Source organism: Flavobacterium sp. N2820, from assembly GCF_025947285.1.
In the GTDB taxonomy this organism is placed as follows: domain Bacteria; phylum Bacteroidota; class Bacteroidia; order Flavobacteriales; family Flavobacteriaceae; genus Flavobacterium.
In genome coordinates, this window is record NZ_CP110008.1 from 1255001 (window position 1) to 1280427 (window position 25427).

The 25427-nt window shown below is 33.5% G+C and carries 24 protein-coding genes, 2 tRNA genes and 2 rRNA genes (1 of these 28 cut by a window edge); 19 read left to right on the forward strand and 9 right to left on the reverse strand.

Annotation, left to right across the window (positions count from 1 at the left end; translation table 11 throughout):
* The 5 genes from OLM52_RS06015 to OLM52_RS06035 all read right to left on the reverse strand — a co-directional run.
* Positions 1-1782: ribosomal RNA gene (locus OLM52_RS06015) — 23S ribosomal RNA — on the reverse strand; it reaches 1100 nt to the left of the window's first position.
* A 134-nt stretch (positions 1783-1916) separates the two neighbouring features.
* Positions 1917-1990, reverse strand: a tRNA-Ala gene (locus OLM52_RS06020).
* 135 nt (positions 1991-2125) lie between these two features.
* Positions 2126-2199 (reverse strand) — tRNA-Ile (locus OLM52_RS06025).
* A gap of 86 nt (positions 2200-2285) precedes the next feature.
* Positions 2286-3799 (reverse strand): 16S ribosomal RNA (locus OLM52_RS06030).
* Together the 16S and 23S rRNA genes with 2 tRNA genes alongside form the textbook arrangement of a ribosomal RNA operon.
* 887 nt (positions 3800-4686) lie before the next feature.
* Complete coding sequence (locus OLM52_RS06035; protein ID WP_264550231.1) at positions 4687-5370, reverse strand: DUF4294 domain-containing protein; 684 nt, start codon at positions 5368-5370, stop codon at positions 4687-4689.
* Between the two features lie 109 nt (positions 5371-5479).
* On the opposite strand from OLM52_RS06035, the gene OLM52_RS06040 reads away from it, so the two are divergent.
* The 17 genes from OLM52_RS06040 (at position 5480) to OLM52_RS06120 (ending at position 20570) form a co-directional block, all read left to right on the forward strand.
* Positions 5480-6574 (forward strand): M42 family metallopeptidase, encoded by a 1095-nt coding sequence (locus OLM52_RS06040; protein WP_264550232.1) that lies wholly within the window; start codon positions 5480-5482, stop codon positions 6572-6574.
* 379 nt (positions 6575-6953) lie between these two features.
* Positions 6954-7472 carry a hypothetical protein gene (locus tag OLM52_RS06045; protein WP_264550233.1) on the forward strand — a complete coding sequence of 173 codons (519 nt, stop codon included), beginning with the start codon at positions 6954-6956 and terminating at the stop codon, positions 7470-7472.
* Positions 7473-7672: 200 nt separating this feature from the next.
* Positions 7673-8233, forward strand: coding sequence for a hypothetical protein (locus tag OLM52_RS06050; protein WP_264550234.1), 561 nt, complete (start codon positions 7673-7675; stop codon positions 8231-8233).
* A 176-nt stretch (positions 8234-8409) separates the two neighbouring features.
* The gene (locus OLM52_RS06055; RefSeq protein ID WP_264550235.1) at positions 8410-8979 is read left to right on the forward strand and encodes a superinfection exclusion B family protein; all 570 of its coding nucleotides are present in this window, start codon (positions 8410-8412) and stop codon (positions 8977-8979) included.
* Positions 8980-9172: 193 nt separating this feature from the next.
* Positions 9173-10240 (forward strand): DUF6236 family protein, encoded by a 1068-nt coding sequence (locus OLM52_RS06060; RefSeq protein WP_264550236.1) that lies wholly within the window; start codon positions 9173-9175, stop codon positions 10238-10240.
* Between the two features lie 151 nt (positions 10241-10391).
* Entirely contained in the window at positions 10392-10910 is a 519-nt protein-coding gene (locus tag OLM52_RS06065; protein ID WP_264550237.1) for a hypothetical protein, read from the forward strand.
* Between the two features lie 155 nt (positions 10911-11065).
* Entirely contained in the window at positions 11066-11521 is a 456-nt protein-coding gene (locus tag OLM52_RS06070) for a hypothetical protein (RefSeq protein ID WP_264550238.1), read from the forward strand.
* Between the two features lie 160 nt (positions 11522-11681).
* On the forward strand, positions 11682-12437 hold the full coding sequence (locus OLM52_RS06075) for a hypothetical protein (RefSeq protein WP_264550239.1): 756 nt from the start codon (positions 11682-11684) through the stop codon (positions 12435-12437).
* A 165-nt stretch (positions 12438-12602) separates the two neighbouring features.
* Positions 12603-13100, forward strand: a complete 498-nt coding sequence (locus tag OLM52_RS06080) for a hypothetical protein (RefSeq protein ID WP_264550240.1) — start codon at positions 12603-12605, stop codon at positions 13098-13100.
* Positions 13101-13239: 139 nt separating this feature from the next.
* Positions 13240-13815, forward strand: a complete 576-nt coding sequence (locus tag OLM52_RS06085; protein ID WP_264550241.1) for a hypothetical protein — start codon at positions 13240-13242, stop codon at positions 13813-13815.
* A gap of 206 nt (positions 13816-14021) precedes the next feature.
* A complete protein-coding gene (locus tag OLM52_RS06090; protein ID WP_264550242.1) occupies positions 14022-14570 on the forward strand; it encodes a hypothetical protein in 549 nt (182 codons plus the stop codon).
* Between the two features lie 179 nt (positions 14571-14749).
* Complete coding sequence (locus OLM52_RS06095) at positions 14750-15844, forward strand: hypothetical protein (protein ID WP_264550243.1); 1095 nt, start codon at positions 14750-14752, stop codon at positions 15842-15844.
* A gap of 155 nt (positions 15845-15999) precedes the next feature.
* Positions 16000-17472 carry a hypothetical protein gene (locus OLM52_RS06100; protein ID WP_264550244.1) on the forward strand — a complete coding sequence of 491 codons (1473 nt, stop codon included), beginning with the start codon at positions 16000-16002 and terminating at the stop codon, positions 17470-17472.
* Positions 17473-17645: 173 nt separating this feature from the next.
* Entirely contained in the window at positions 17646-18125 is a 480-nt protein-coding gene (locus OLM52_RS06105; RefSeq protein WP_264550245.1) for a hypothetical protein, read from the forward strand.
* 402 nt (positions 18126-18527) lie between these two features.
* A complete protein-coding gene (locus OLM52_RS06110) occupies positions 18528-18950 on the forward strand; it encodes a VOC family protein (protein ID WP_264550246.1) in 423 nt (140 codons plus the stop codon).
* Between the two features lie 133 nt (positions 18951-19083).
* Positions 19084-19560 carry a hypothetical protein gene (locus tag OLM52_RS06115; protein WP_264550247.1) on the forward strand — a complete coding sequence of 159 codons (477 nt, stop codon included), beginning with the start codon at positions 19084-19086 and terminating at the stop codon, positions 19558-19560.
* Between the two features lie 110 nt (positions 19561-19670).
* Entirely contained in the window at positions 19671-20570 is a 900-nt protein-coding gene (locus tag OLM52_RS06120) for a hypothetical protein (RefSeq protein ID WP_264550248.1), read from the forward strand.
* Between the two features lie 85 nt (positions 20571-20655).
* Here OLM52_RS06120 and OLM52_RS06125 read toward each other — a convergent pair whose 3' ends face one another.
* The 4 genes from OLM52_RS06125 to OLM52_RS06140 all read right to left on the reverse strand — a co-directional run bounded on the left by OLM52_RS06125 (position 20656) and on the right by OLM52_RS06140 (position 24175).
* On the reverse strand, positions 20656-21606 hold the full coding sequence (locus OLM52_RS06125; RefSeq protein ID WP_264550249.1) for a phosphoribosylaminoimidazolesuccinocarboxamide synthase: 951 nt from the start codon (positions 21604-21606) through the stop codon (positions 20656-20658).
* 211 nt (positions 21607-21817) lie between these two features.
* On the reverse strand, positions 21818-22327 hold the full coding sequence (locus OLM52_RS06130) for a hypothetical protein (protein ID WP_264550250.1): 510 nt from the start codon (positions 22325-22327) through the stop codon (positions 21818-21820).
* A 249-nt stretch (positions 22328-22576) separates the two neighbouring features.
* Positions 22577-23089 carry a hypothetical protein gene (locus OLM52_RS06135; protein WP_264550251.1) on the reverse strand — a complete coding sequence of 171 codons (513 nt, stop codon included), beginning with the start codon at positions 23087-23089 and terminating at the stop codon, positions 22577-22579.
* Positions 23090-23221: 132 nt separating this feature from the next.
* Positions 23222-24175: a PhoH family protein gene (locus OLM52_RS06140; RefSeq protein WP_264550252.1), complete on the reverse strand. Its 954-nt coding sequence runs from the start codon at positions 24173-24175 to the stop codon at positions 23222-23224.
* 106 nt (positions 24176-24281) lie between these two features.
* Between OLM52_RS06140 and OLM52_RS06145 the strand changes: the two genes are divergently transcribed.
* Positions 24282-25112: an S-adenosyl-l-methionine hydroxide adenosyltransferase family protein gene (locus tag OLM52_RS06145; RefSeq protein ID WP_264550253.1), complete on the forward strand. Its 831-nt coding sequence runs from the start codon at positions 24282-24284 to the stop codon at positions 25110-25112.
* 4 nt (positions 25113-25116) lie between these two features.
* Positions 25117-25413 carry a putative quinol monooxygenase gene (locus tag OLM52_RS06150; RefSeq protein WP_264550254.1) on the forward strand — a complete coding sequence of 99 codons (297 nt, stop codon included), beginning with the start codon at positions 25117-25119 and terminating at the stop codon, positions 25411-25413.
* Positions 25414-25427: the final 14 nt, after the last annotated feature.

Consider the following 25427-nt stretch of genomic DNA (forward strand, 5'->3'; position numbering starts at 1 on the left):
CAGTCGCCTGGATCTTTTCACTGCGGCCACGCCTGAGCGTGGCGACCTTTCTCCCGAAGTTACAGGTCTATTTTGCCTAATTCCTTAGCCATGAATCTCTCGAGCACCTTAGGATTCTCTCCTCAACTACCTGTGTCGGTTTACGGTACGGGTACTTATAATCTAAGTTTAGAAGATTTTCTTGGCAGCCTTTAGGTACACTATCACTTTGTCCGAAGACTCCGTGTACTATCGCATTTCACCAGTCCCAGCGGATTTGCCTACCGGGCCTATAGCTAAGTGCTTTAACGAACTATTCCGTCAGTTCGCGGTACTTTCACCACTGCGTCTCTCCATCACAATTATAAGTAGTACGGGAATATTAACCCGTTGGCCATCGACTGTCCCTTTCGGGTTCGCCTTAGGACCCGACTAACCCGCAGCTGATTAGCATAGCTGCGGAAACCTTAGTTTTTCGGTGTGCGGGTTTCTCGCCCGCATTATCGTTACTTATGCCTACATTTTCTTTTCTAAACAGTCCAGCATGACTCACATCACACCTTCGACCCAGTTTAGAATGCTCCCCTACCACTTACGTAAAACGTAAATCCATAGCTTCGGTAATATGCTTATGCCCGATTATTATCCATGCTCGTCCGCTCGACTAGTGAGCTGTTACGCACTCTTTAAATGAATGGCTGCTTCCAAGCCAACATCCTAGCTGTCTGGGCAGACAAACCTCGTTATTTCAACTTAGCATATATTTGGGGACCTTAGCTGATGGTCTGGGTTCTTTCCCTCTCGGACATGGACCTTAGCACCCATGCCCTCACTGCTGGTAAACATTATATAGCATTCGGAGTTTGTCAGGAATTGGTAGGCGGTGAAGCCCCCGCATCCAATCAGTAGCTCTACCTCTATATAACTTATACCCAGCGCTGCACCTAAATGCATTTCGGGGAGTACGAGCTATTTCCGAGTTTGATTGGCCTTTCACCCCTACCCACAGGTCATCCGAAGACTTTTCAACGTCAACCGGTTCGGACCTCCACTATGTGTTACCACAGCTTCATCCTGCCCATGGGTAGATCACACGGTTTCGCGTCTACCATTACTGACTAAAGCGCCCTATTCAGACTCGCTTTCGCTACGGATCCATACCATAAGTACTTATCCTTGCCAGCAACGGTAACTCGTAGGCTCATTATGCAAAAGGCACGCCGTCACCCCACGAAAGGGCTCCGACCGCTTGTAAGCGTATGGTTTCAGGATCTATTTCACTCCGTTATTCACGGTTCTTTTCACCTTTCCCTCACGGTACTGGTTCACTATCGGTCTCTCAGGAGTATTTAGCCTTAGCGGATGGTCCCGCCAAATTCACACAGGGTTTCACGTGCCCCGCGCTACTCAGGATACCACTATCTATATCTTCTCTTACCCATACAGGACTATCACCCTCTTTGGTTTACCTTTCCAGGTAATTCCGGTTCAATCCGCATAGAATGTCGTGGTCCTACAACCCCAACATTGCCGTAACAACATTGGTTTGGGCTAATCCGCGTTCGCTCGCCACTACTTACGGAATCACTTTTGTTTTCTTCTCCTCCGCCTACTTAGATGTTTCAGTTCAGCGGGTTTGCTCTCCTATCGGAGTGACATGTCTTCAACATGCCGGGTTGCCCCATTCAGGTATCTACGGATCAATTCGTGTGTGCCAATCCCCGCAGCTTTTCGCAGCTTATCACGCCTTTCATCGCCTCTGAGAGCCTAGGCATCCCCCATACGCCCTTATTTTGCTTATGTGCCGCCTAATTCTATATAATAAAACTAGGACTTTTTTTAATAAATACGCGATAAATCGCATATCTACTGTACTTTCTACTTTTTAAATATTTTTATCTCAATATGTCAATGAACTTTTTCCGCTTAGCGGATTGTGGAGAATATCGGAGTCGAACCGATGACCTCCTGCGTGCAAGGCAGGCGCTCTAGCCAGCTGAGCTAATCCCCCAATTTTTAATTAAAAATTATGAATTATGAATTACGAATTTTATAATTCCTAATCTCTCAACTTCTAAAATTTCCTCTAATAAATAAAACTTTACTACTTTTTAATTCGTAATTCTTAATTCGTAATTAAAAGTAGTAGTCCCGCCCAGACTCGAACTGGGGACCCCTACATTATCAGTGTAGTACTCTAACCAGCTGAGCTACGAGACTCTGTTTTTACTTATTTGTATTATTTGAATTAACAGCGAGAGTAATATTTTGCGTATCGTTAAGTTAGCGCCTCGTCTCTTCTCTAGAAAGGAGGTGTTCCAGCCGCACCTTCCGGTACGGCTACCTTGTTACGACTTAGCCCTAGTTACCAGTTTTACCCTAGGCAGCTCCTTGCGGTCACCGACTTCAGGCACCCCCAGCTTCCATGGCTTGACGGGCGGTGTGTACAAGGCCCGGGAACGTATTCACCGGATCATGGCTGATATCCGATTACTAGCGATTCCAGCTTCACGGAGTCGAGTTGCAGACTCCGATCCGAACTGAGAACGGTTTTGTAGATTCGCTCCTGGTCACCCAGTGGCTGCTCTCTGTACCGTCCATTGTAGCACGTGTGTGGCCCAAGGCGTAAGGGCCGTGATGATTTGACGTCATCCCCACCTTCCTCACAGTTTACACTGGCAGTCTTGTTAGAGTTCCCGACATGACTCGCTGGCAACTAACAACAGGGGTTGCGCTCGTTATAGGACTTAACCTGACACCTCACGGCACGAGCTGACGACAACCATGCAGCACCTTGTAAATTGTCCGAAGAAAAAACTGTTTCCAGTCCTGTCAATCTACATTTAAGCCTTGGTAAGGTTCCTCGCGTATCATCGAATTAAACCACATGCTCCACCGCTTGTGCGGGCCCCCGTCAATTCCTTTGAGTTTCACACTTGCGTGCGTACTCCCCAGGTGGGATACTTATCACTTTCGCTTAGCCACTCAGATTGCTCCGAACAGCTAGTATCCATCGTTTACGGCGTGGACTACCAGGGTATCTAATCCTGTTCGCTCCCCACGCTTTCGTCCATCAGCGTCAATCGTTTGTTAGTAACCTGCCTTCGCAATTGGTATTCCATGTAATATCTAAGCATTTCACCGCTACACTACATATTCTAGTTACTTCACAAAAATTCAAGCCCTACAGTATCAATGGCAGTTTCCTAGTTGAGCTAGGAGATTTCACCACTGACTTATAAGGCCGCCTACGGACCCTTTAAACCCAATGATTCCGGATAACGCTTGGATCCTCCGTATTACCGCGGCTGCTGGCACGGAGTTAGCCGATCCTTATTCCTACAGTACCGTCAAGTCCCTACACGTAGGGAGGTTTCTTCCTGTATAAAAGCAGTTTACAATCCATAGGACCGTCTTCCTGCACGCGGCATGGCTGGTTCAGGCTTGCGCCCATTGACCAATATTCCTCACTGCTGCCTCCCGTAGGAGTCTGGTCCGTGTCTCAGTACCAGTGTGGGGGATCTCCCTCTCAGGACCCCTACCCATCATTGTCTTGGTAAGCCGTTACCTTACCAACTAACTAATGGGACGCATGCTCATCTTATACCGTTGGAACTTTAGTTATAAAACCATGCGATTCTATAACACTATGGGGCATTAATCCAAATTTCTCTGGGCTATTCCCCTGTATAAGGTAGATTGCATACGCGTTACGCACCCGTGCGCCGGTCTCAAGTTCCGAAGAACTCTACCCCTCGACTTGCATGTGTTAGGCCTGCCGCTAGCGTTCATCCTGAGCCAGGATCAAACTCTTCATCGTATATTGTTTGTTAGAGTAAACTCTAACTTATGTTTCGATTCAAGTCGCTAGTCTTTTCAATAATAATCGAAAAATCTTACTCTCTCTTTTTTTTCAAACCTGTATTGCTACAAATTTGTGCTGTCAATTCAATATGTCTATGAACGTGTCATTCTCTTTTTAACTTCGCTTGTGTTTCAAAGCGGGTGCAAAAGTACAACTCTTTTTTAATCTGGCAAGCTTTTTTGAAAAAATTTTTTGATTATTTTTTCCTGACCACTTACCCACTATTTTTAAGAACTTGTACTCCCCAATTCTTTCGTTTCGGGTCGGCAAAGATACTACCTTTACTTTTTATTATCCAAATCTTTTTTCAACTTTTTTAAAAGTTTTTTTTGACTTGTTTAATCCTCAGTTTGTGTATGAACTTCTTCCTTAATGCGGGTGCAAAAGTAGAAATCTTTTTTGTTCTCACAAGGCTTTTACACTCTTTTTTTTTCCTTTTTTTGAAGATTTTTCTTAACTCTCTGATAACAAGGATTTAATAATCGAAAGTTTTTTTAGTGGTTGCCAAGAAGTAGCAAAGGGGCATTAAACATATGAGGTATAGAAGTGTTTTATTACTTATATATAGTATAGGTAAAGTTCATAAAAGTGGTTCGAAGAGGTTTAGGCTTAACTCCGTTAAGCTACAGCCTGCTGCGCAGGAGATTCCTATTCTGCGGAATGACAACTCGCTATGTGAGGAATTAGTGCTCGCTTTGCGAGCCGGTGGAATAGTTATTTGGAATGCAAAACATCTTGAATAGCCCCGATGGGAGTGGCATCCCACGCCTTAGCGTGGATATAACGGACAGCGGGACCAATAGTTTTTATGAAATACTAAACGGCTGCTGCTAAAAAACCTATTACTCTTCTTCTTTTGGCGCTGCCTTCGCTTTGTTTAACCAATAGATATGCAACTTATCAAAATCAATAGGCTTTGCGGCTTCTTGCTTGGTGAGTTGTCGTAAATCAAATGCTGCATTTAGAATACTCTCTATATGATAATCTTCTTTGACTTCATATGGTCGGTATTCTGTTTTTAGATTGATGCTGAATAATCTTGCTGTTGAGTTCGCCCAAAAGGCTTTCCATCCGCTTTTGTACTCTTTAATTAAGTCATAAGTAGAAACCCCCGTTTGTCGATTGATTAATTTGACTAGAATTTGACCGTCTTTGCGAGACAGTTTTTTTAGTTTGGGTTCAAATTCTTCTTCTAAGTATTTTTCTACCAATTTAAAATATTTCTTTTTTTCGCGTGTTGTTTTTAACTTCGCCATGGTTTCATCCATTTGCGTTAACTTATCTGCAGTAAGTTTGGCATAAGGATACACTCTAAATATTCTTCTCTTTAAAATTAGTTTCGCTTTGCGGTCTTCATCATTGACCGAAGAAACACCATCGGGTGAAACAACAATTTCGCGCAATTCCATAGAATAGATAATGGACGAATCTTGGGCAGTCATGGTTAAGGTATCTTTTTCGGTTTGTGAAAAAGAACTAAGACTAAAGAATAGGATTAAAAAGCCGGCGATTTTTATTTTACACATAGTTTGCTTACTTGTTTGAAAAATGTACTATCAAAAAGTAAACCAAAATTATTGAATTTATATGAAACTAATTAGACTTATTTCTATTTTAGCAAAAAATTTAAAATTTATGGCAACAAAATCAATATTAAAGGAGTCGTCGATGGCTTTTTTGGAAAATTATTTGAACAATGCCTCTCCAACAGGACATGAAGCTGAAGGGCAAAAAATTTGGATGGATTATTTAAAACCGTATGTAGATACGTTTATTACAGATACCTATGGAAGTGCCGTGGGTGTGATTAATCCCGATGCGCCTTATAAAGTAGTGATTGAAGGGCATGCCGATGAAATTTCGTGGTATGTGAATTATATTACCGATGACGGATTGATTTATGTGATTCGCAATGGCGGAAGTGACCACATGATTGCGCCTTCAAAACGTGTGAACATTCATACGAAGAACGGAATTGTTCGTGGCGTTTTTGGTTGGCCAGCCATTCATACCAGAGGTAGAAACGGAAAAGCCGAAGAAGCAGCAAAAATTGAGAACATTTTTATTGACTGTGGTTGCTCAACGAAAGCTGAAATTGAAGCATTAGGCATTCATGTAGGGTGTGTGATTACCTATCCCGATAATTTTGAAGTGTTGAACAACGATAAATTTGTGTGTAGAGCGATTGATAACCGCATGGGTGGTTTTATGATAGCCGAAGTTGCACGTTTATTAAAGGAAAACAAAAAGAAATTACCGTTTGGCTTGTACGTTGTGAACTCGGTACAAGAGGAAATTGGTTTGCGTGGTGCCGAAATGATTACGCAACGCATCAAACCCAACGTTGCTATTGTAACCGATGTTTGCCACGACACCACTACTCCAATGATTGAGAAAAAAATTGAAGGTGATTTAAAAATGGGACGCGGACCAGTGATTGCGTATGCTCCAGCAACACAAAATGTATTACGTGAAATGATTGTTGACACAGCGGTAGCCAACAAAATTCCGTTTCAACGCCATGCGACTTCTAGAGTAACCGGAACCGATACCGATGCATTTGCCTACAGCAATGGCGGAGTTGCCTCGGCTTTGATTTCGTTGCCGTTGCGTTATATGCACACGACTGTAGAAATGGTTCACCGTGACGACGTAGAGAATGTAATTAAATTGATTTACGAAACGCTATTGAAAATCGAGAACAACGAAACATTTAGTTATTTTAAATAAAAAACGTCCGTTCGAGTGTTTTTTGTGAAGTAAAACGGAACAAAAAATGTATCGAGAATAGTATTTTAGATAAAAAAACGTCAGTTCGAGTGTTTTTTGTGAAGTAAAACGGAACAAAAAATGTATCGAGAATAGTTTTTTAATCTAAAAATTAAAAGTCCTCATGCATTTGAGGACTTTTTTTTGTGCTTTTTAAAACTTTTTAAAAATGTACAGAAAAGCTACAGCAATTTATTTGTGGGAATTTTGTTATATTGCAATGAATTAAGAAACTAGTAAGTTATTGATGATATTTACTAGTTAGCGGATATTTTGGGACGAAAATTACGCACAAGAAAACACAAAAAATAATCAAAATTGAAACATTGAATATAACGTTATGAAATTAAAAATTTTAAAAATAATCTTTGCGATATTTATCATTTCAAATTTATCTTTTGGACAATCAAAATCACCATTTCTAATAAATAACGAATTGTTCGAATTACCAGGAAAATGGAAACATATTGGAAAAATTGAAAATTCTGCACAGTGGGGTTTTGCAAATGAAAAGTTAAAGCTCCAATTATTAATAAATGTCAGGAAGCCAGAAAATTTTGAATTTTACAACAAAGACTTATCCGAATTTGAATTTTTAAATAAATTTTATCTGTGGGAAACAGAATTTTGGGGAAAAGACGACCAAAATGTAGAAATTGAAAAAATTGAAACAAACGAACAAGAAAAATATATAATTTGGAGATTAAAAATTGTAGATAAAAATATTGAAAGTTTCATTTTTAGCGGAATAAGAAATGACAAATTAATTGGAATTAGTTTATCTGATAATAATAAAAAGAAGCCGAAAAGCAGAACCGAAAAAATTGAATTTTTGAAAGAAATATATTTTAAAAAATAAAAACATCCGCTAACAGCAGTTTGCAAAAATGGCGGGTTTTGGACTTAATTTAAAGTTGGTTTTGTACTTGCAAAGTCAGTGTTTAACCGAAAGTTTAGGCTTCCTTAATCCGCCACTTCTGCAAGCTGCGAAACGTTGTAGGCAATTTTTGAACGACTGAAAAGACAAATTTGCATTTAAAAAATTTAAACAATATTGTATTGAAAAGAAATAATGGAAATTATTGGTATGGCTTATTCATATGCTTACTTTGGTTTGGGGTTGTTAAATTATATCGTTTTGATGAGTATAAGTACAACTATAATATAAAAAAAGAAGTTCTGTCTGAAAAACCAGAATTTAAAATTAAGCGTTACCCAAAAAAAACTGATTATTGGGTGGAGTTAAACTTCATAGGTGATTCTGCAAAATATGAAATTAGTGGTATTGAATATGAATTTTTGAACTCTAAAGAATTTAAATTATACATAGAAGCTGTGGATACTGTTGAAATAGTAGAATATGATAAACGTATTTTTTCAATTAAAAAAAATAATGTTGATTATTTAAATTATTCAAAAGCTGAAAACTATAAAAATAAAGGAGAATATTTAATGACAATTTTTGTATCTATTGCATTAATACTTTGTTTAATTCCAATATTGATAAACAAAAAGTATGATCTAAGTTTTGAAATACAAAAAGTAAAAATAAAATATGATTATATGTTTATAATATATTTTATTTTTATTTTCATATCATTATATAAAATTAAAAAATAAAACAGCCTACAACAGCGGTTTACTTCAATGGCTACTTCCGGATTTCCCTACGGAAAATCCGCTGCTGAATGGAATGTTTTATTATATTTGTAATGGCTTGGTGTTGGTTCAACGCTACTGAAATCAAGCCGCAGAACGTTAGCAGCAAGGCGAAAAAAAAACTTAAATTGAAACAAATGAGTATCAAAGATATTTTCGAAATTAAAAAACTACCTTCAGTTTTTTTCTTAGTAATTGCAGTTGTTGGAGCTTTTCTTTTTTACGGCGGAGAATATGTATTAATAAAAGCTGATCCAAAAACAACTGTTGGTTTCTACGCATACATAATTTGGTTGTTAAGTTGCGGATTACTTGTAACTAACGTTATAAAATTCATCTTGACAGAGATTCGGAAATTTTCATTAACTAACAAATTCAAGAAAGAATATAGAGAAACTCTACAAAATCTAGACGCTCACGAAATCTCCGTTGTTAGAGAATTCTTTATACAAAATCGCCATGCTTTGGAATTTCCATATGATCATCCTGTTATAACTGGATTAATTAGTAAAGAAGTAATTTTCATAACTTCATCATTAGGTCCAAACAATTTCATAGTAAGTGGAGGAAAAACAACTTTCACTATGAACAAATATATGCGTTCAATTATAAATCCAAACGAATATTTTGGTCTGAACAAATTAAGTCAAGAACAAATTGAGCAAGGTCGTCCACATTTTTTAAAAAAAGGAATTTGGGATTTTTAAATCGCCCAGCTGCTAACATCGGTTTCACGCTATTGCTGGGCTTGCGCTTGCTATTTTGTCTTCGTGGAAAATAATCTGGTGGCTACAATTCTATATTTCTAAGAAAAGTCGTAGTTTTGTTTTGGTCAGTCTTCGCAGCAGCAACAGACGTGAAGCAGAGAACCGTTAGCTGTAACCTTAAAAAAAACGAAAAATGACAATACCATTTGGACGCGCTTTATACTATCCTCATATCAATTTTCGTGATTATAATTGGTTGAAATATGTAGCATTATATTATGATGGAATTGACAGAATAGTTCCATCAGATGACCTAGTAGAAGAAATTGATTTTATTCAAAGATTAAATGATTCTTCGATAAGTTCAGAAACACAATTTGTAAGAAATATTAACCCAAGAGGTTATGCGGATGAAATTGCTCACGACTTTCTTGTTTACGCTAAAGCCGAATTATGTAACAAAGAAAAAAGAGAAGAAATTTACAAGAAAATTTCTCATATTGTAACTCCAAACGATACTTATTTTGTTCATACCCAGAAAATGGGACAAGAATTATTAAGAGAACTTCCAAAACTCGAAATTCCAATAAAAGAGTTTTCTTTAGAATTTGAAAATTTTATTGAATTTGATGCAGTAACAGGTGCTATGTATATGTCAAGACTTGCAAATTGTATTGCAACTCATAAATCATTACCAATAGTTTCTGATGATTTAAATTTTCAAACAATAGTAAGAGAGGCACAAAAAGACAGGAATATAAGTGATATAAGTGAAACTTTGGCAACGATGGTAATTCAATCAGTCGTACCAAAAAATATTGAAAATATATCAACTAAAAAAATAATTGAATTTAGGAATAAATATCGAGATGAAAGACAACAATTTTATTTAAATATAAACGATTTAGTTAAGGATTTGTACAAAATAGAAGATGAGCAATCGCTAAAAGATGCGTTACATTTCAGAAAACAACATATTGAAAGAGCAACTAAAGATATCGAAGGTGTTTTTAAATCGTTAAAAATTGACACAAGTTTTGCAATAATGGCTTTATCAGTTCCATCATTTGCTTCTGGACTTGGCTGGGCAGTAGCTGGAGCTGGACTTGTTGCTGTTGCTGCAGGAAAACTAGCATTAAAAGGTATAGATTATCAAAAAACTAAAAGAAATAGTCCTTATTCTTACATATTAACAATGAAAAATCAACTTGGAAATGAAGAACTTGCAGAATCACTTCTAAAAGGGAAAATATTATTTTAAAAAAAGGCTACAGCTAACAGGCGTTTGGCAAGATTGCGAATTTTGTAGTAAATACACGTTTACATTTCGCAAGAAATTTTATCTTTAACAGAAAACAATAAGTTCCGAAGTTCGTAACCTAGGCAAGCACCGGAACGTTAGCAGTAAGTTTATGAAGAATATGATTAATAAAAAAATACAAACATTTATTATCTTTTTAGCGTCTACATTTTATTGCGTAGCGCAATCCAATGGACCATTTTTGGAACAAATTGCTTTCGATTTTTACAGAACAGAGATTCTTGCAAAATCTCCAATAAAGAAAAGAATTAAAATTAATAAAGAATTAAATTCCATTTATTACTTAGATGCAGATTGTCTTAAAAATAAAATTCATAATGAAAAAAACATTAGCAATTATCAAAACTCAAAATATTTTGACGGTTATCGATTAGACTTAAAAACAATTGACAAAAAACAATTCCGAATAGTAAAAAAAATTAACAAGTCATCTAATAGCGGAGTTTTTGTCGAAGTGTCAAGAGCGTGCGAATTTAATGATAGAATTTTTGTTATTATTCATGAATTTGTTGCGAGTCAAGGAAAAAAATATACTTTCGAATTTGATAAAAATGGAAATATAATTGATTGGTGTAAATCATCAGAGTATTTTCAATTACAATTTGAGTAATAAAACCTTCTGCTAACAGCGCTTTGCTTCAAATAGTACTTCCAGTTTTTCCTACGAAAAACCCGCTGCTGAATGGAATGTTTTGTTATATTTGTAATGGCTTGGTCTTGGTGCAACGCCACTAAAAGCTAGCCTCATAACGTTATCAGCAATTTATGAAAAAAATCCTAATAATAACGATTTGCATTATAACATTAAGTTGTAATAAATCACAAGAAAAGCCAATAGAACTTGAAAGTTTAATAACTAAAATTTCAATTCTTGAAGAGCAAAATAAAAAACTCGAAGATTCATTGTCGAAAATAGAAGAGGAATTTTTATTTTCACAAATCTTACTTGGTATTTCTGACAAACAAACTTTAAAAGTTGGTGAGAAAAATAATATTGTAATGTTACTTCAAACATTTAATAGAAAACTGCCAAAATATGAAATTTTTAGGATTGAGAATGGTAAGGAAATCAAAGTTGGTGAAGATGATGGTACAAGGTTTGACTATGAATTTATCCCAAAGTCTATTGATGATAATAGTCCTGAATTTTTATTGAAAATTCCATATAATGGAAAAATTATTAAAATTCCTGGGAAATTAATTCTCGATGTAAAAAAGTAAACAGCTGGTAACTGCGGTTTACTTCAATGGCTACTTCCGTATTTCAATGAAAAACCCTAAATCAATAAAATGTTTTGTTATATTTGTGATGGCTTGGTGCGGAAATTGCCACCTGAAAACAAGCCTCAAAACGTTATACAATATTTTTTGAACACTACTTATGAAAAAACTTTCTATTCTACTTCTACTCCTATTGACAATTAAAGGTTTAAGTCAAAACAATAATGTTGACCTTTCAAAAATTAAATTTTGTGAACTAACAATTGAAGACTTGAAAGCTCAAGATACTGACTTAAAACAAGTAAACCTTGAAGAAATGGATTTATGCACAGACGGCTTTGTTCAAGATGGTAGATTTGAGAACAGAATTGGATATGTAAGTAAGTTATATCCTGGTGTAATTTTCCAAAAATACGATTCGCAAAACAGTATAATCGCAAAAATTCACTTAACTAGAGAGTTCAAAGGATATTTACCCGACGGAAATTATATTGATGTAAAAACTTTAAAGGCTTCAGATATATTAAAAAAGTATGATTCTTTAGACTCATGGACATCTCGAGGTTGCTCAGATTATTGGGGAATAAAAAAAGATGATAAACTCAACTTTTATGTAAAAATTGACAAGAATAAAAATCCTAGATATCCAGTTGACCAAAAATATTATTCAGAACAACTTATTCAAGGTATAGATGTAATTTCAGATTGTTACTCATATTTCGAACAGAAAAGTCAAAATGAAAAGCTTAAACCTCTTTATATTGTAGATGAAAAAGAAGTATCAGAAGAATTCATAAGAGGTTTAAAACCTGAAAGCGTGGAAACAATAACGGTGTTGAAAGATAAAAGTGCTGTTGAAAAATATGGAGAAAAAGGAAAGAATGGCGTAATAGAAATTAAGTTAAAGAAGAAATAAAACGTCGCATAACAGCGCTTTGTTTCAAATACTACTTCCAGATTTCCATGAAAAACCCTCACTCAATAAAATGTTTTATTATATTTGAAATGGTTTAGTGCTGCTTCAACGCCTCTGAAAGCAAGCCGTGGAACATACTCTAAGCACTCGTAAAAAAGAAAAAATATGAGAAAAATTAATTCTTTACAAATTCTTATTCATTTTATAGCAACATCCTTTTTTGCATTTTCTGCAACCGTATTATCAAGATTTTATAACTTAAGAATTCTGGAAATCATTAACAAAAATGGAATTGACACCGTGATAAAAAATTCAGAAAAATATAAAATAACTACAATGGATATGTGGAATTTTACTTTTTCAACTGGAATTTCAAGTGTTATAGGAATATTTATGGCATTCCTAATTTCAATTTTTATCTCAATCAAAAAAAAATGGTCGGTACTTAATAGCTTTATTGTTCTATTTATAAGTTTAGCTTTAAATAAAATTGGAGTATTAAATTTATTTTGGAGGTATTTAAATCCTTTTGTTTGCCCAGGAAAATATATATCAGATTTGAAATTAAATATTTTGACTTCAGGGATTTTTCTTTTGATTATTGGTTGCTTGGTTTTCTTTTTAAAAATTTTAAATAGAAAAATAGAAGAATATTCTAAATAAAATAAGTACTACTGCTAACAGTAGTTTCTCGCAAGAAATTTTATCTTTGATAGAAAATAATCAGTTTCGAAGGTCGTAACCTAGGCAAGCACCAGAACGTTGTGCGTCAGTTTTGTGGAACGCAGAAAAAATAACTTTAATGAAATCAACAACATATTTATTTTTACTTTTCATTTTTTTATCTTGTTCAAGCGAAGATTTTTCCTTGAGACAATATGAAAAATATCCTGTGAAATTTGCCAAACAAAAAGTTAACTACCCAAACAACACTTTTGAATTATTCATACCAAAAAATTGGGAATGGAACGTTGAAAATTTTGACAAGACGGATGAAATTATTTTAGGGATTAATGCTTGGTCAAAACAAGATGAAAAAAACTATATGGATGTAATTTCAATACAAAAAACTAAAGGTTTAACTAATTCGAAAAATTTAAAAGCTGAATATGAAATTATTTTAGCAAAGCTAAAGCAGAATTTAGGTTATAAATTAATTGAATCTGGAAAATCATCTTTTTTTGAAAATGAAACCTATTTTTTACATTACAAATCAAATTCTGGTAATTATGGTGAAGTTGAAATAATATCACTACTAACTGAAAGCAAATCTGATAAAAGTTTTTATTATATAAACGCTTCTGCTTCGAGAACCAAGAATTTAAAAATGAATATGTCTAAAATGATTCAATGCTTAAAAACCTTTAAAGAAAAGTAAAAAACCGAACGCACAACAGTGGTTTACTTCATTACCAACTTCCAGATTTCCATGGAAAACTGCTGCTCAATAGAATGTTTTGTTATATTTGTAAAGACTTGGTGTTGGTTCAACGCCAATGAGAGCAAGCCGAAGAACGTTGTGCATCAGTTTTGATCGACAAAAACGGAAGATAAATAAACTCTAAAATTAAATTCTTAAAATAAATGCAAATAATATTTCTTCTAATCGGAATAATTGGATTAGTTATGTTTGTTTTTGGTATCAAAACACTGATAAAAAATTACAGAAACGAAATTATTAGCGAATTAAAACTAACTGAAAATGAAATAAATTTTCAAAAAATTGGTACTTATTCAATTTGTATAGTTGGTGGAGGTTATGCAAATAATTTGGGAAACTTTGAAACTCAAATTACCCATAACGAGACGAAATTAAATACGATTGAAAAACTGCTGAAATTCAAATTTCATTACAAAGGAAGATTAGCAACCGAATTCTATAGTTTTGAAATTGAAAATCTTGGAATACATAAAATCTTTATTAAAAATATTGAAGACTTAGAAGTAAAAGAATCTATGTTAGTATCTAAAAGATTATTTCAAAAGAAATTACCAATTGAAAAAATAGGTTTAATAGTGAAAGAAACATCATCATGTACAAAATTTATAATTGGTTTGTTAATGACTGTATTTGGAATTAATATTTCAATTTGGGGAATAATTTTAACATTTAATCCTCAACTAATTGGATAAAAACCGAATGCACAACAGTGGTTTGCTTCAACGAATACTTCCGGATTTTCCGTAGGAAAATCCACTACTGAATGGAATGTTTTGTTATATTTGTAATGGCTTGGTGCTGTTGCAACGCCACTAAAATCAAGCCTCATAACGTTAGCAGAAATATTATCCCAAAAAAATAAAAATCTTACATGGAAGAAAGTTTAAAAACTTACGAAAAAACAATTGAAAAAAAACATAGCTTTGGTTGGACTCCAAAATTTGAAGAAGAATTTAGAACTAATTTAAGCGAAAAAACTTTCATTCCTATTGCTGAAAAGGCAATTGAAAAATTAAATTGGGATATAGTTTATAAAGACGATAATAATATTGAAGCTAAAAGAAAAGAAACTAATTTTGGTTTTGATAAATGGACAGAATCTATTACAATATCACATAAACACGGAAAAACTGTTGTCAAAAGTGAATCTTTAGGAAATGAAATGTGGGATAATGGTAGAAACTCAAAAAGAGTGAAATTGTTTATTCACGCTTTTAAAGAAACTGAAAAAAGTTTTGATAAAGAATCACTTGAAAAATTAGAACTTGAAGCAGAAAGAAAAAATAATTGGGATGACTATGTTATTCCTGAAGTTTTGCCAAAACCAAATGAAATAAAAAAACCAAATTTTGTAATTCCATTAATTGGCGGATTTATCGTGTCAATTATTTTAGCAATTATTTTAGCAAAAGTTTCTGTAAGTGGTATTTACATAATTGGTTTATTTGAATTATTAGTTGCAATCGCAATAGGTTTTTCTTTAAAATATCTTATAAAGTTTTCAAACTTTACAGAATTTTTAAAACTAAAGTATTTATTAATTGGAATGATAATTCTTATATATGTTTTGAATCAATATTTCCAATATGAAATAATATTAAGAGAAAACAACTACGACCGTATTGGATTTTTTGAATTTATTAAACTGCGATTTGAACAAGGATTAACAATAAAAAAACTAAATACAGGTTGGATTGGTTTAATTATTAGTTGGTGTTTACAAATTGTTATTACTTATTTTGTTGGTGTTGTAAAATTGATAACTGGAATAACATCTTACCAATTAGAAAGAGTTCCAATTGAAGTTGTGGATTTTGCATTTTATAATTTCGTAAAAGACAAAACTGAAGATGAAGTTAGAAAAGAACTATCCTCAAAAGGCTGGTCTAAAAAACAAAATCAAGATGAAGTTTTTGAAGCAATTGAAGCAATTCATGGCGCAAATGAAATGAATCGTATGAAATAAAATACTTCTGCTAACAGCAATTTGCTTCAATGGCTACTTCCGGATTTTCCTAAGGAAAAAACAGCAGTTCAATAAAATGTTTTGCTATATTTGTAATGCTTGGTGTCGGTTCAAATCCACTAAAATCAAGCCTCATAACGTTAGCAAACATACTAATGAAAATCATACTTAACATCATATTTCTATTTTTAACAATAATTTCGAGTGGACAGTCTTTGTTTGATAAAAATTCAGTATCTAATAAAACTAAAAAGGTTGTAAAGAAAATTGCTAAAATAAATGAATTAATGGATTCTGCTGTTTATGGTTCGGGTATTCGTCCTAAACAATGGGATAATTTTGAAGAACTTGAAAAGATTGCAACAAAAAAAGAATTAATTGAGTTAACAAATCATCCAAATGGAGTTGTTAGGTGTTATTCATTTTGGGCATTGACAAAAAGAAAAGATATTAATTTATTTTCATTTATTAAAGAACATTTAACTGATGATGAATTAGTAAATACACAATTTGGTTGTATTGGTGGTCAAGAAATGGTTGGAGATTTTTATATTCAACTAATTTCAAGTGACGAAAATGATTTAGAAACCGAAACACTAAATAAAAGCGAGTTCAAAGAACTAGATAGTTTATTAATTTACAAACCTAACAAACTTTCTTCACGATTTTATGCAATTTTGCGTGCTGAACCAACTGAAATGTTATATCCAAAAGTAAAAGAACTTGTTGTAAATGAAAATAATCCAAGTGCTTTAATAACTTTAGCAAAATATAAGAAAAATCAAGATATTGAAACGATAAAAAAATTTAAAGATATAACTGAAGACGAAGACGATGGTTATATCTATACATATAGAGCAATTAGTGAATTTCCAAAAATAGAATTTTTACCATTATTAGAAGAAAACTTAAAAAAAACTTTAGACAAAACTCATTTTAGTAATGAATGGAGAGAACTTTATCGTACAATTGCAAGTTATAAAAATATAAAAGCACTTGAGTTATTAAAAATTCCATTTACAGAAGTTCAACATCATAATATAAAAAAATACCATATTGGTTTTGTTTTTCAAGCAATTTCAGAATTCAATGACCCAATTTATGATGAATTACTTTGGAAAATTTGGGAAGAGGAAAAGTATAAAACTATTGGACTTAAATTTTATAAATACTTGCTAAATCAAAACCCTTCAAAGGCTTATGAATTAACAAAAAGAGAATTTATTGATGATTATCAAATTCAAAATTCTTACTTTACACCTAATTTAAATAACATTGAGAATTCAGAAGGTTATTATGACTACTTACTTAACGTAATAAAAGCTAATGATAAAGAATTCTATACTTATATTATTAATCAGAAAATAGAAAACGAAAATGTTAATGCTTTACCATTATTTACATCAAAAGTTAATAAACAAAAAATATTTATCAAATCACTCTTCAATAGAATAGAAAAAGAAAGTAATCCACATGTTTATTTAAATATTATTAAAACACTAATTGAATTTAAAGATGAAAACATAAATAATGAAATTTTGGAAGTTAGAAAACGCAATAACAGTATGCATGAAAATTGGGGTGGAAAGGCTTTAGATGAATTACTTGAAGAAAATAATATCAAGTAAAGTACGTTTGCTAACAACGGTTTTAAGAAATTGGGGTTTTTGGGCTTAATTTAAAGTTTGTTTTGTACTTTTAATATCGATGTTTAATCGATAGTTTTGGGCTTATAAATCTCCAACTTCTTAAAGCAGCAAAACGTTAGTGGCAATTTTGTAAACACCCTAATCAAACACAAATGAATTCATTTTTAAAGTACTTTCTTTTGATTATTTCCAGCTTCTCATTTGCGCAAGAACAAACTGGAAAAGCCGCAATTTTCTTGGATGAACAATTCATTCACAACAATACTTTCAAATACATTGATCCGAGTAACATACAAGAGGTTAAATTCAAAACCGATGATATCACAATAAAAGGTGAAACTTATATTGGACAACTTTTTGTTTCTACAAAATCTAAAAACTACAAATTTCTTTCTTTAGAAGAAATTAAGCTTGAGTTTACTCAGTCTAAAAACTCTAAAATTCTCTTTATTATAGAAGGTGAACTTGTGGAAGATAAATTAGAAACATATAAAATTGACAAAGAATACATACTAAAAGTTACAGTTCAAAATTCAAATTATATAGAAAGTTTAAAAGCATACAATTTGAATATAGATGTTGTCCAGATAATACTTAAAACGCCTGATAATTTGGAGTATGAAAAAGAATAATTGAAAATAAAACAGCCACTAACAGGCGTTTTGCAAGATTGCGAATTTTGTAGTAAATTCACGTTTACGTTTCCCCCGCTCCCACGCGAATCCCTTCGTGTGCCATACTAAAATAAAAAGAAAATCCCGCTCTTTTTACCCATCAACAAGCAAAACAGCCTTACGAACAATAAACCGCTACTCCCTAGTTACTGCATAGATACTTCATGGATACTTCATAGATACTCCATAGTAACGGTTGGGTTGTGGTACCCTAAACAAATGGGGAAATCCTTTTTTAACTTCCTAAAAATAAAATGCAATCGTATAAAAAAGAATTACTATTTTTATACTACTAAAACCACACGAAGTTATTTTTCTGCACGCGCACAAATACTATCGTTTATAAATTTTTAAAACACAATGGCACAAATCAATCCGCACATCAACTTCAACGGCAATGCAGAAGAAGCATTTCATTTTTACCAAAGTGTATTTGGTGGCGCATTTACGCAAATTATCCGCTTCAAAGATTTGGAAAGCCCTGAATACCCTGTCGCAGAAAAGGAAGCCAAGAAAATCATGCACATCGCTTTACCCATTGGCAACAGCGTATTAATGGGAAACGATGTCCCTGAAATCCTCGGACATGTCGATGAAAATGAAAACCGCTCAAAAATCGTAATCACCGCAGAAAGCCGTGAAGAAGCAGACCACCTTTTCAAAGGACTAACCGTTGGCGGAACGATCGAATATCCAATGAGTGAAAGTCCGTGGGGTTCCTATTTCGGAATGTTTAGAGACCAATACGGCATTGAATGGATGGTGAGTTTTGATGCAAAATAGTGGAGCACCACATTGTTTTCCATTCTACAAGTAAATCCTTTACCTAATTAAAATAAGAGCGCACTTACAGATTACAACATTAAAAACCACCCGAAAGAAAGTGTATTTTAGGAGCGAAATAAAATCAATAACAATGACCAAACATATTATTACATACTTAGTATTTATCATATCATTGAGTGCTTGTGCTCAAAATAAAACAGAAGAAGTTATTGAAGAAATAACAAGAGACAGCAATGGAAAAATTATTTCAACAACAATAGTCAAAAAGGACAAAGGAAATGTTTTAAGTGCTGAAGAGGTTTTAAACCAGTTTTACAATAACCAAGAAAAAATTGAAGAATTGGATAAATGCATGAGCTTTAGATTCTATCAAAAAACGCCTTACAGTAAGTTTAAAGAAATAATGGCTTCAAAAAATAAGCTCTGTGGTAAATTTATAACCAAAAAAATTATCGAAACAGAATATTCCCCTGACAAAAAAGCGGTTAGGTATAAAATTCAAGTTACTTACGAAACGAAAAATACCGTGGAACAAATTATTATGATTAAAGAATCGGAACAGAGTAAATTTGAAATATTTGAATATGTAATACTAGAAAATCAATAAATCTGTTCTTTTTACTACCCAAATCTCAAAAGAGAATGATTTGGTATAGTCTAAGAAAAAACACATTTGAAATTACGCAGAACTACAACCTTACCATCATAACTTAGAACATGAAAAAAACAATCATAACACTTTTAACTTTTGTAATCACGGGAATATCCTTTGGACAAGCTAATTATAATAACGAACTCATCAAACTGGGGAAGAATTATAAAAATTTTATGTTTACTAATGAACCCAGCAAAGAAAATTTAAAAGAACTAAAAACAAATGTTCCTGAAAATTTAAAAAAGGCAAATGATTTTATCGTTCAAACCATAACTACCAATAATAAATTACTGAGTCAACACCATATTGCAAGACCAGATGATTCTACGCTAAAACAAATTTTTATCATTCATGAAATCAATCAAAATTTCAGAAATGAAAATCAAATAGACCATAATAAACTCATTGATAGTTTACAAAACAAAGAAATTGCCATTTATGAATTGGTAAACAATTACTACGACATGCTATTTACAGGAGTAGGCAATAAAAATGATCCTTTTGATTTTTCTAAAAACGATTTTAAACTCAATGATTATAATTTAAAAGATGATACTGAAAAAGGTATTTTTTTCTTGCAATGTATGAATCTTTGTGGTTCATCAATTTGGGGATACATAAACATTCCAAAACCTGCTAACACAAAAAAAGCACTAGAATACATTAACAAGTTTCCAAAATTCAACGGGCAACCCTACTATCAGTATTCTGACTTTTATTTCGCTGATTTTGAAATGATAATTATAAAAGAAACTGGAAAGGAAAGCTACAAAGGCTATTATATTGACAAGTACTATGAAACACTTTTAAATCACTTTTTTTGTTTAATCAAAGAAGGCGCCACCGAAAAAGAAAAAAACAATCTATTGCTTGGTTCCATCTTAAAAGAGAATAATCTTTATAAATACACCAAACTAAAAGAAGTATTGGAACAAATTTTTAAAGAACATAAAAAAGACTAGTGCACACTCATTCCGTTGAAAACCAGTGATAAAGTGCGGAATAAACCCAAAAAAAATCCCGAGCTAACTCGGGATTTTCTATTTCTTATCTGTTTTGTAAATAATCCAAAACATTTTGCTCAATGCGTTCGTTGATATTGGTAATATCGGCTTTTACGAATTGCTCTCCAATGATGTTTTCGAATAACTCAATGTAACGTTCTGAAACCGTTTCAATGTATTCGTCCGTCATGTTTGGAATTTGTTGCCCTTCTTTGCCTTGGAAACCATTTTCAATTAACCAACGACGTACAAACTCTTTTGACAATTGCTTTTGCTCTTCATTGTTATTCTGTCTTTCTTGGTAGCCTTCTGCATAAAAATAACGCGAAGAATCGGGTGTGTGGATTTCGTCGATTAATACGATTTGTCCGTCTTTTGTTTTTCCAAATTCATATTTGGTATCCACTAAGATTAACCCTCGAGACGCTGCAATTTCAGTACCTCTTTGGTATAACGCTCTTGTATATTTTTCTAATACTAAGTAATCTTCTTCCTTAACTATTCCGTTAGCTAAAATGGCTTCACGCGAAATGTCTTCGTCGTGCGAACCGTTATCCGCTTTTGTAGTTGGCGTGATGATTGGGGTTGGGAATTTATCGTTTTCTTTTAACCCTTCTGGCATTTCCACACCGCAAAGGATTCTTCTTCCTGCTGCATATTCACGTGCTGCATGTCCTGATAAATACCCACGAATAACCATTTCTACTTTAAACGGCTCACATAAATGACCTACCGCTACGTTTGGATCTGGAGTAGCCACTAACCAATTGGGAACAATATCCGACGTTAATTCCATGAACTTCGTCGCAATTTGATTCAGAATTTGGCCTTTGTAAGGAATCCCTTTTGGTAAAACCACATCAAATGCCGAAAGACGGTCGGTAGCCACCATCACTAATAAATCATCGTTGATAGTATAAACTTCTCTAACTTTTCCACGGTAAACCGATTTTTGACCTGGAAAATTGAAATGGGTAGTCGTAATTGTGTTCATTCTGTTGTGTTGTTGTTTGTGGTGCAAAAGTAAACTATTTATTTTCTTTCAAAAATTATTTCATAAAAAAAGAGCGCAACTAAAAATCCCGATTTTGTCGTTCCGAATTTAGTTCGGAATCTATAAACAATTAGAAACAATTATTTACAGCAACTGAAACGAATTCAGCTTGACAAGACTAGACTTTTAGATACGCCCTAATAATTTTACACTATTTAAACATAATGTTATAAGTAACACCTACACCTAAAGAACGGATGGCAATATCTTCGGCAAAGGTGTTTTGGTAATAGCCGTAAATATTCCATTTTTTGTTGTGGTACCCAATTTGCGGATTCAAATACAATCCACCAGAAATATCAACATTCGTTAGGTATCCATAACCTAAATCGGCACCCACAAAAACGCCTTCGGTTTGAAAATAATAACGTGCAAAACCAGCTAGCGGAACAACACCAAAATCATCAAAATTATCTTTACCAAAAAAATGAGTATACCCTGAGGCCACCCCAATTCCAAAGTGAGGGTTGAACAAATATTGTGCTCTCAACTCTAATCCAACATTGAAAGAAGCAATTTCTTTGCTGTCTCCCATAGGAACACCTGCAGTTAATCCTGCCTTGAACCAAGAATTCTTTGTGGTGATGTCCACTTCCGGAATTTCTTGTCCATAACTTAAACCAAAACATAATGTGGCTAAAACAAAAACGATTTTTTTCATACTAGTAAATTTTAAGGGGTTACTTTTAAAACGAAAAAATGCTGATTTTATTTTTTTAACCCCCTATTTTCTGCACTTGCCCATCGATCAACAATTGCAAGTCATAATCCAAAAAAAGAACTTAATCGTTGAATTGATGTTGTTTAAGTTAGTGTACAGCACATGAAACTATTTCGTTTTCCTCAAAAAAAATTTCATAAAAAAAGAGAAGACCTTTCGAACTTCTCTCTTTTAATATGGCGGTAAGGTTTATTTAAAACGAATATTATAAGTCGCACCAATTCCTACAGTTTGAATATCAATATCATTTTCAGCAAATGTATTTTGATAAAAAGCGAATATGTTCCAATCGTTGTTGTGGTACCCAATTTGAGGGTTCACATATAATCCACCTTCGTTGTTATCAACATTTGTTAAAAATCCGTAACCAATATCTGAACCAAAAAATAAACCGTTTGGTGTAAAATAGTAACGTAAAAACAATGCAGCTGGAACCAATCCAAAATCTTCGTTTTGATCTTTTGCAAAGAAATGATTGTAACCAGACGTTACACCAATTCCGAAATTTGGATTAATTAAATATTGTCCTCTCAAATCAACACCTAAATTAAATGATGAAGCATCGCTAGCGTCACCAACGGGAATTCCTGCAGTTACACCTGCTTTTAACCATGAATTGTCTGTAGTAAATTCAACCTCTGTTTCTTGACCAAAAGTAACATTTAGTCCCATTAACCCGATCAATAAAAATAATTTTCTCATTTTTTTCTTTTATTATTAAAGTGCAAATCTCCACAAACAACCCGCAAATAGAATTACATAATTTCAGTAAAGTTTTACATATTTAAAAGAAAAAAGCTTTTCGGGTTAGAAAAGCTTTCATCGAACTAAGGGTTAATCATTATTCTCAATACTCTTATATGCATCAATAATTTTCTTCACTAATCTATGACGCACGATGTCTTTATCATCTAAATAAATAATTCCAACGCCTTCTACATCTTTTAAAATGAGAATGGCTTCTTTTAAACCAGAAATCGTTCTTCGGGGTAAATCCACCTGACCTGGGTCGCCTGTAATCATGAATTTGGCATTTTTTCCCATACGGGTTAAAAACATTTTCATTTGTGAATGTGTCGTGTTTTGTGCTTCATCCAAAATAACAAAGGCATTATCTAAGGTACGACCACGCATAAAAGCCAAAGGAGCAATTTGAATAATTCCTTTTAAAATATAATCTTCTAAGGTTTGTGGGGGCAACATATCGCGCAATGCATCATATAAAGGTTGCATATACGGGTCTAGTTTTTCCTTCATATCCCCCGGAAGAAACCCTAAATTTTCACCGGCTTCTACGGCAGGACGCGTTAAAATAATTCGTTTGACCTGTTTTTCTTTCAATGCTTTAACCGCCATAGCCACACCCGTATAGGTTTTTCCTGTTCCGGCTGGACCGATAGCAAACACCATATCGTTTTTATAAATGGTATCTACTAATTTTTGTTGGTTAGGGGTCATGGCTTTAATGAGCTTGCCTCCTATTCCGTGCACTAAAATTTTATCCCTATCGTGCATGTGCTCAACATCGTGTTGATGACTGGTTTCTAAAACTCTTAGAATCACATTGTCATCAATACTGTTGTATCGCGAAAAATGATGCATTAATCGTTTAAAACGAGTTTCGAATTCATCTAAAATTTCTGCTTCGCCAAAAGCTTTTAAAGTCGTGCCTCTGGCTACAATTTTTAATTTCGGATAATACTTCTTAATCGTTTCAAGATGAGCATCTTGTGCGCCCCAAAACTCTTTTGGAGCGATGTCGGTTAATTCAATTACTCTTTCGTTCAAAGGCTTTCTTTTTTTAATTATTTTTGAAACGCTAAAATTATAGTAGCTTTGCAATCAAATTTAGTAAAAACAACTGTTGCTTTTCAAATAAGTTATAAACAAAAAAATGTCAATAATTACGCTAACTACCGATTTTGGACACAAAGACTACTTTGTAGGGGCTTTGAAAGGAAAAATTTTATCGGAATTAAAAGAAGCTATTATTGTTGATATTTCGCATAACATTGACTTATTCAACACCTTAGAAGCCAGTTACTGCATTGAAGCGGCGTATGCTAATTTTCCAAAAGGTACTGTGCATTTGATTGGAATCGACAGCGAACGAGTTGGCGATACCCAACACATAGCCATGCAATGGGACGACCATTATTTTATTTGTGCCGATAACGGAATTTTAAATGCCTTACTCCAGAAAAAAGTAGCGCAAAAAATAGTAGCCATCAACATTCACGATAGATTGCATAATACTGCTAGCGACATGGATGTTTTTGTTGCCGTGGCTTGTCATATTGCACGCGGAGGTTTACTTAATGTTATTGGAAAAGAAATTGCCGAATTAAAACCAGTAAACACAGCAACCACGATAGTTTCTGACGATTTAACCACTTTAAAAGGCCAAATTATATACATTGATTCGTTTGGAAATTGTGTAACCAATATTTCGCAAAAACAATTTGTTGATGTTGCCCGAAATCGAACCTATGAAATTCAGGTGAAGAATAAAAAAATCAACCGAATCCATAAAAGCTATGCCGATTTTCCAATGGTTGAAAACAAGCAATTGAAAGATTTTGAAGGGGATTTTTTAGCGTTGTTTAACGAAAATGGTTTCCTTGAAATTGCAATTTATAAAAGTAATCCCAAAACCGTGGGCTCGGCTTCTACCCTATTGGGCTTGAAATTTAGAGACATGATTACCATCAAATTTAAAAATTAGAAAAATGTTTATACGAATTGTAAAAATGCGCTTCCAAGAAGATAAAATCGAAGCTTTTTTAAATAATTTTGAAGAAGTAAAACAACACATTCGAAATTTTGAAGGCAATCAGTTTTTGGAATTGTACCAAGATAAAAACGACAAACGTATTTTCTTTACTTACAGTTATTGGGAAAACGAAGCTGCATTAGAAAAATATAGAAACTCTACACTATTTAACGAAGTTTGGAGTTATACTAAAACCCTATTCAGCGACAAACCAGAAGCGTGGAGCGTAGACCGATTGGTAACATTAGAATAATCTTTTAAACGTTT

Bases quoted from the DNA above. Each gene is read 5' to 3' on its own strand.
- OLM52_RS06095 (WP_264550243.1), top strand. From the start codon at position 14,750: ATGGAAGAAAGTTTAAAAACTTACGAAAAAACAATTGAAAAAAAACAT.
- OLM52_RS06075 (WP_264550239.1), top strand. From the start codon at position 11,682: ATGAAAAAACTTTCTATTCTACTTCTACTCCTATTGACAATTAAAGGT.
- OLM52_RS06135 (WP_264550251.1), bottom strand. From the start codon at position 23,089: ATGAGAAAATTATTTTTATTGATCGGGTTAATGGGACTAAATGTTACT.
- OLM52_RS06090 (WP_264550242.1), top strand. From the start codon at position 14,022: ATGCAAATAATATTTCTTCTAATCGGAATAATTGGATTAGTTATGTTT.
- OLM52_RS06035 (WP_264550231.1), bottom strand. From the start codon at position 5,370: ATGTGTAAAATAAAAATCGCCGGCTTTTTAATCCTATTCTTTAGTCTT.
- OLM52_RS06070 (WP_264550238.1), top strand. From the start codon at position 11,066: ATGAAAAAAATCCTAATAATAACGATTTGCATTATAACATTAAGTTGT.
- OLM52_RS06105 (WP_264550245.1), top strand. From the start codon at position 17,646: ATGAATTCATTTTTAAAGTACTTTCTTTTGATTATTTCCAGCTTCTCA.
- OLM52_RS06120 (WP_264550248.1), top strand. From the start codon at position 19,671: ATGAAAAAAACAATCATAACACTTTTAACTTTTGTAATCACGGGAATA.
- OLM52_RS06085 (WP_264550241.1), top strand. From the start codon at position 13,240: ATGAAATCAACAACATATTTATTTTTACTTTTCATTTTTTTATCTTGT.
- OLM52_RS06055 (WP_264550235.1), top strand. From the start codon at position 8,410: ATGAGTATCAAAGATATTTTCGAAATTAAAAAACTACCTTCAGTTTTT.
- OLM52_RS06145 (WP_264550253.1), top strand. From the start codon at position 24,282: ATGTCAATAATTACGCTAACTACCGATTTTGGACACAAAGACTACTTT.
- OLM52_RS06080 (WP_264550240.1), top strand. From the start codon at position 12,603: ATGAGAAAAATTAATTCTTTACAAATTCTTATTCATTTTATAGCAACA.
- OLM52_RS06040 (WP_264550232.1), top strand. From the start codon at position 5,480: ATGGCAACAAAATCAATATTAAAGGAGTCGTCGATGGCTTTTTTGGAA.
- OLM52_RS06065 (WP_264550237.1), top strand. From the start codon at position 10,392: ATGAAGAATATGATTAATAAAAAAATACAAACATTTATTATCTTTTTA.
- OLM52_RS06125 (WP_264550249.1), bottom strand. From the start codon at position 21,606: ATGAACACAATTACGACTACCCATTTCAATTTTCCAGGTCAAAAATCG.
- OLM52_RS06115 (WP_264550247.1), top strand. From the start codon at position 19,084: ATGACCAAACATATTATTACATACTTAGTATTTATCATATCATTGAGT.
- OLM52_RS06100 (WP_264550244.1), top strand. From the start codon at position 16,000: ATGAAAATCATACTTAACATCATATTTCTATTTTTAACAATAATTTCG.
- OLM52_RS06045 (WP_264550233.1), top strand. From the start codon at position 6,954: ATGAAATTAAAAATTTTAAAAATAATCTTTGCGATATTTATCATTTCA.
- OLM52_RS06110 (WP_264550246.1), top strand. From the start codon at position 18,528: ATGGCACAAATCAATCCGCACATCAACTTCAACGGCAATGCAGAAGAA.
- OLM52_RS06130 (WP_264550250.1), bottom strand. From the start codon at position 22,327: ATGAAAAAAATCGTTTTTGTTTTAGCCACATTATGTTTTGGTTTAAGT.
- OLM52_RS06060 (WP_264550236.1), top strand. From the start codon at position 9,173: ATGACAATACCATTTGGACGCGCTTTATACTATCCTCATATCAATTTT.
- OLM52_RS06150 (WP_264550254.1), top strand. From the start codon at position 25,117: ATGTTTATACGAATTGTAAAAATGCGCTTCCAAGAAGATAAAATCGAA.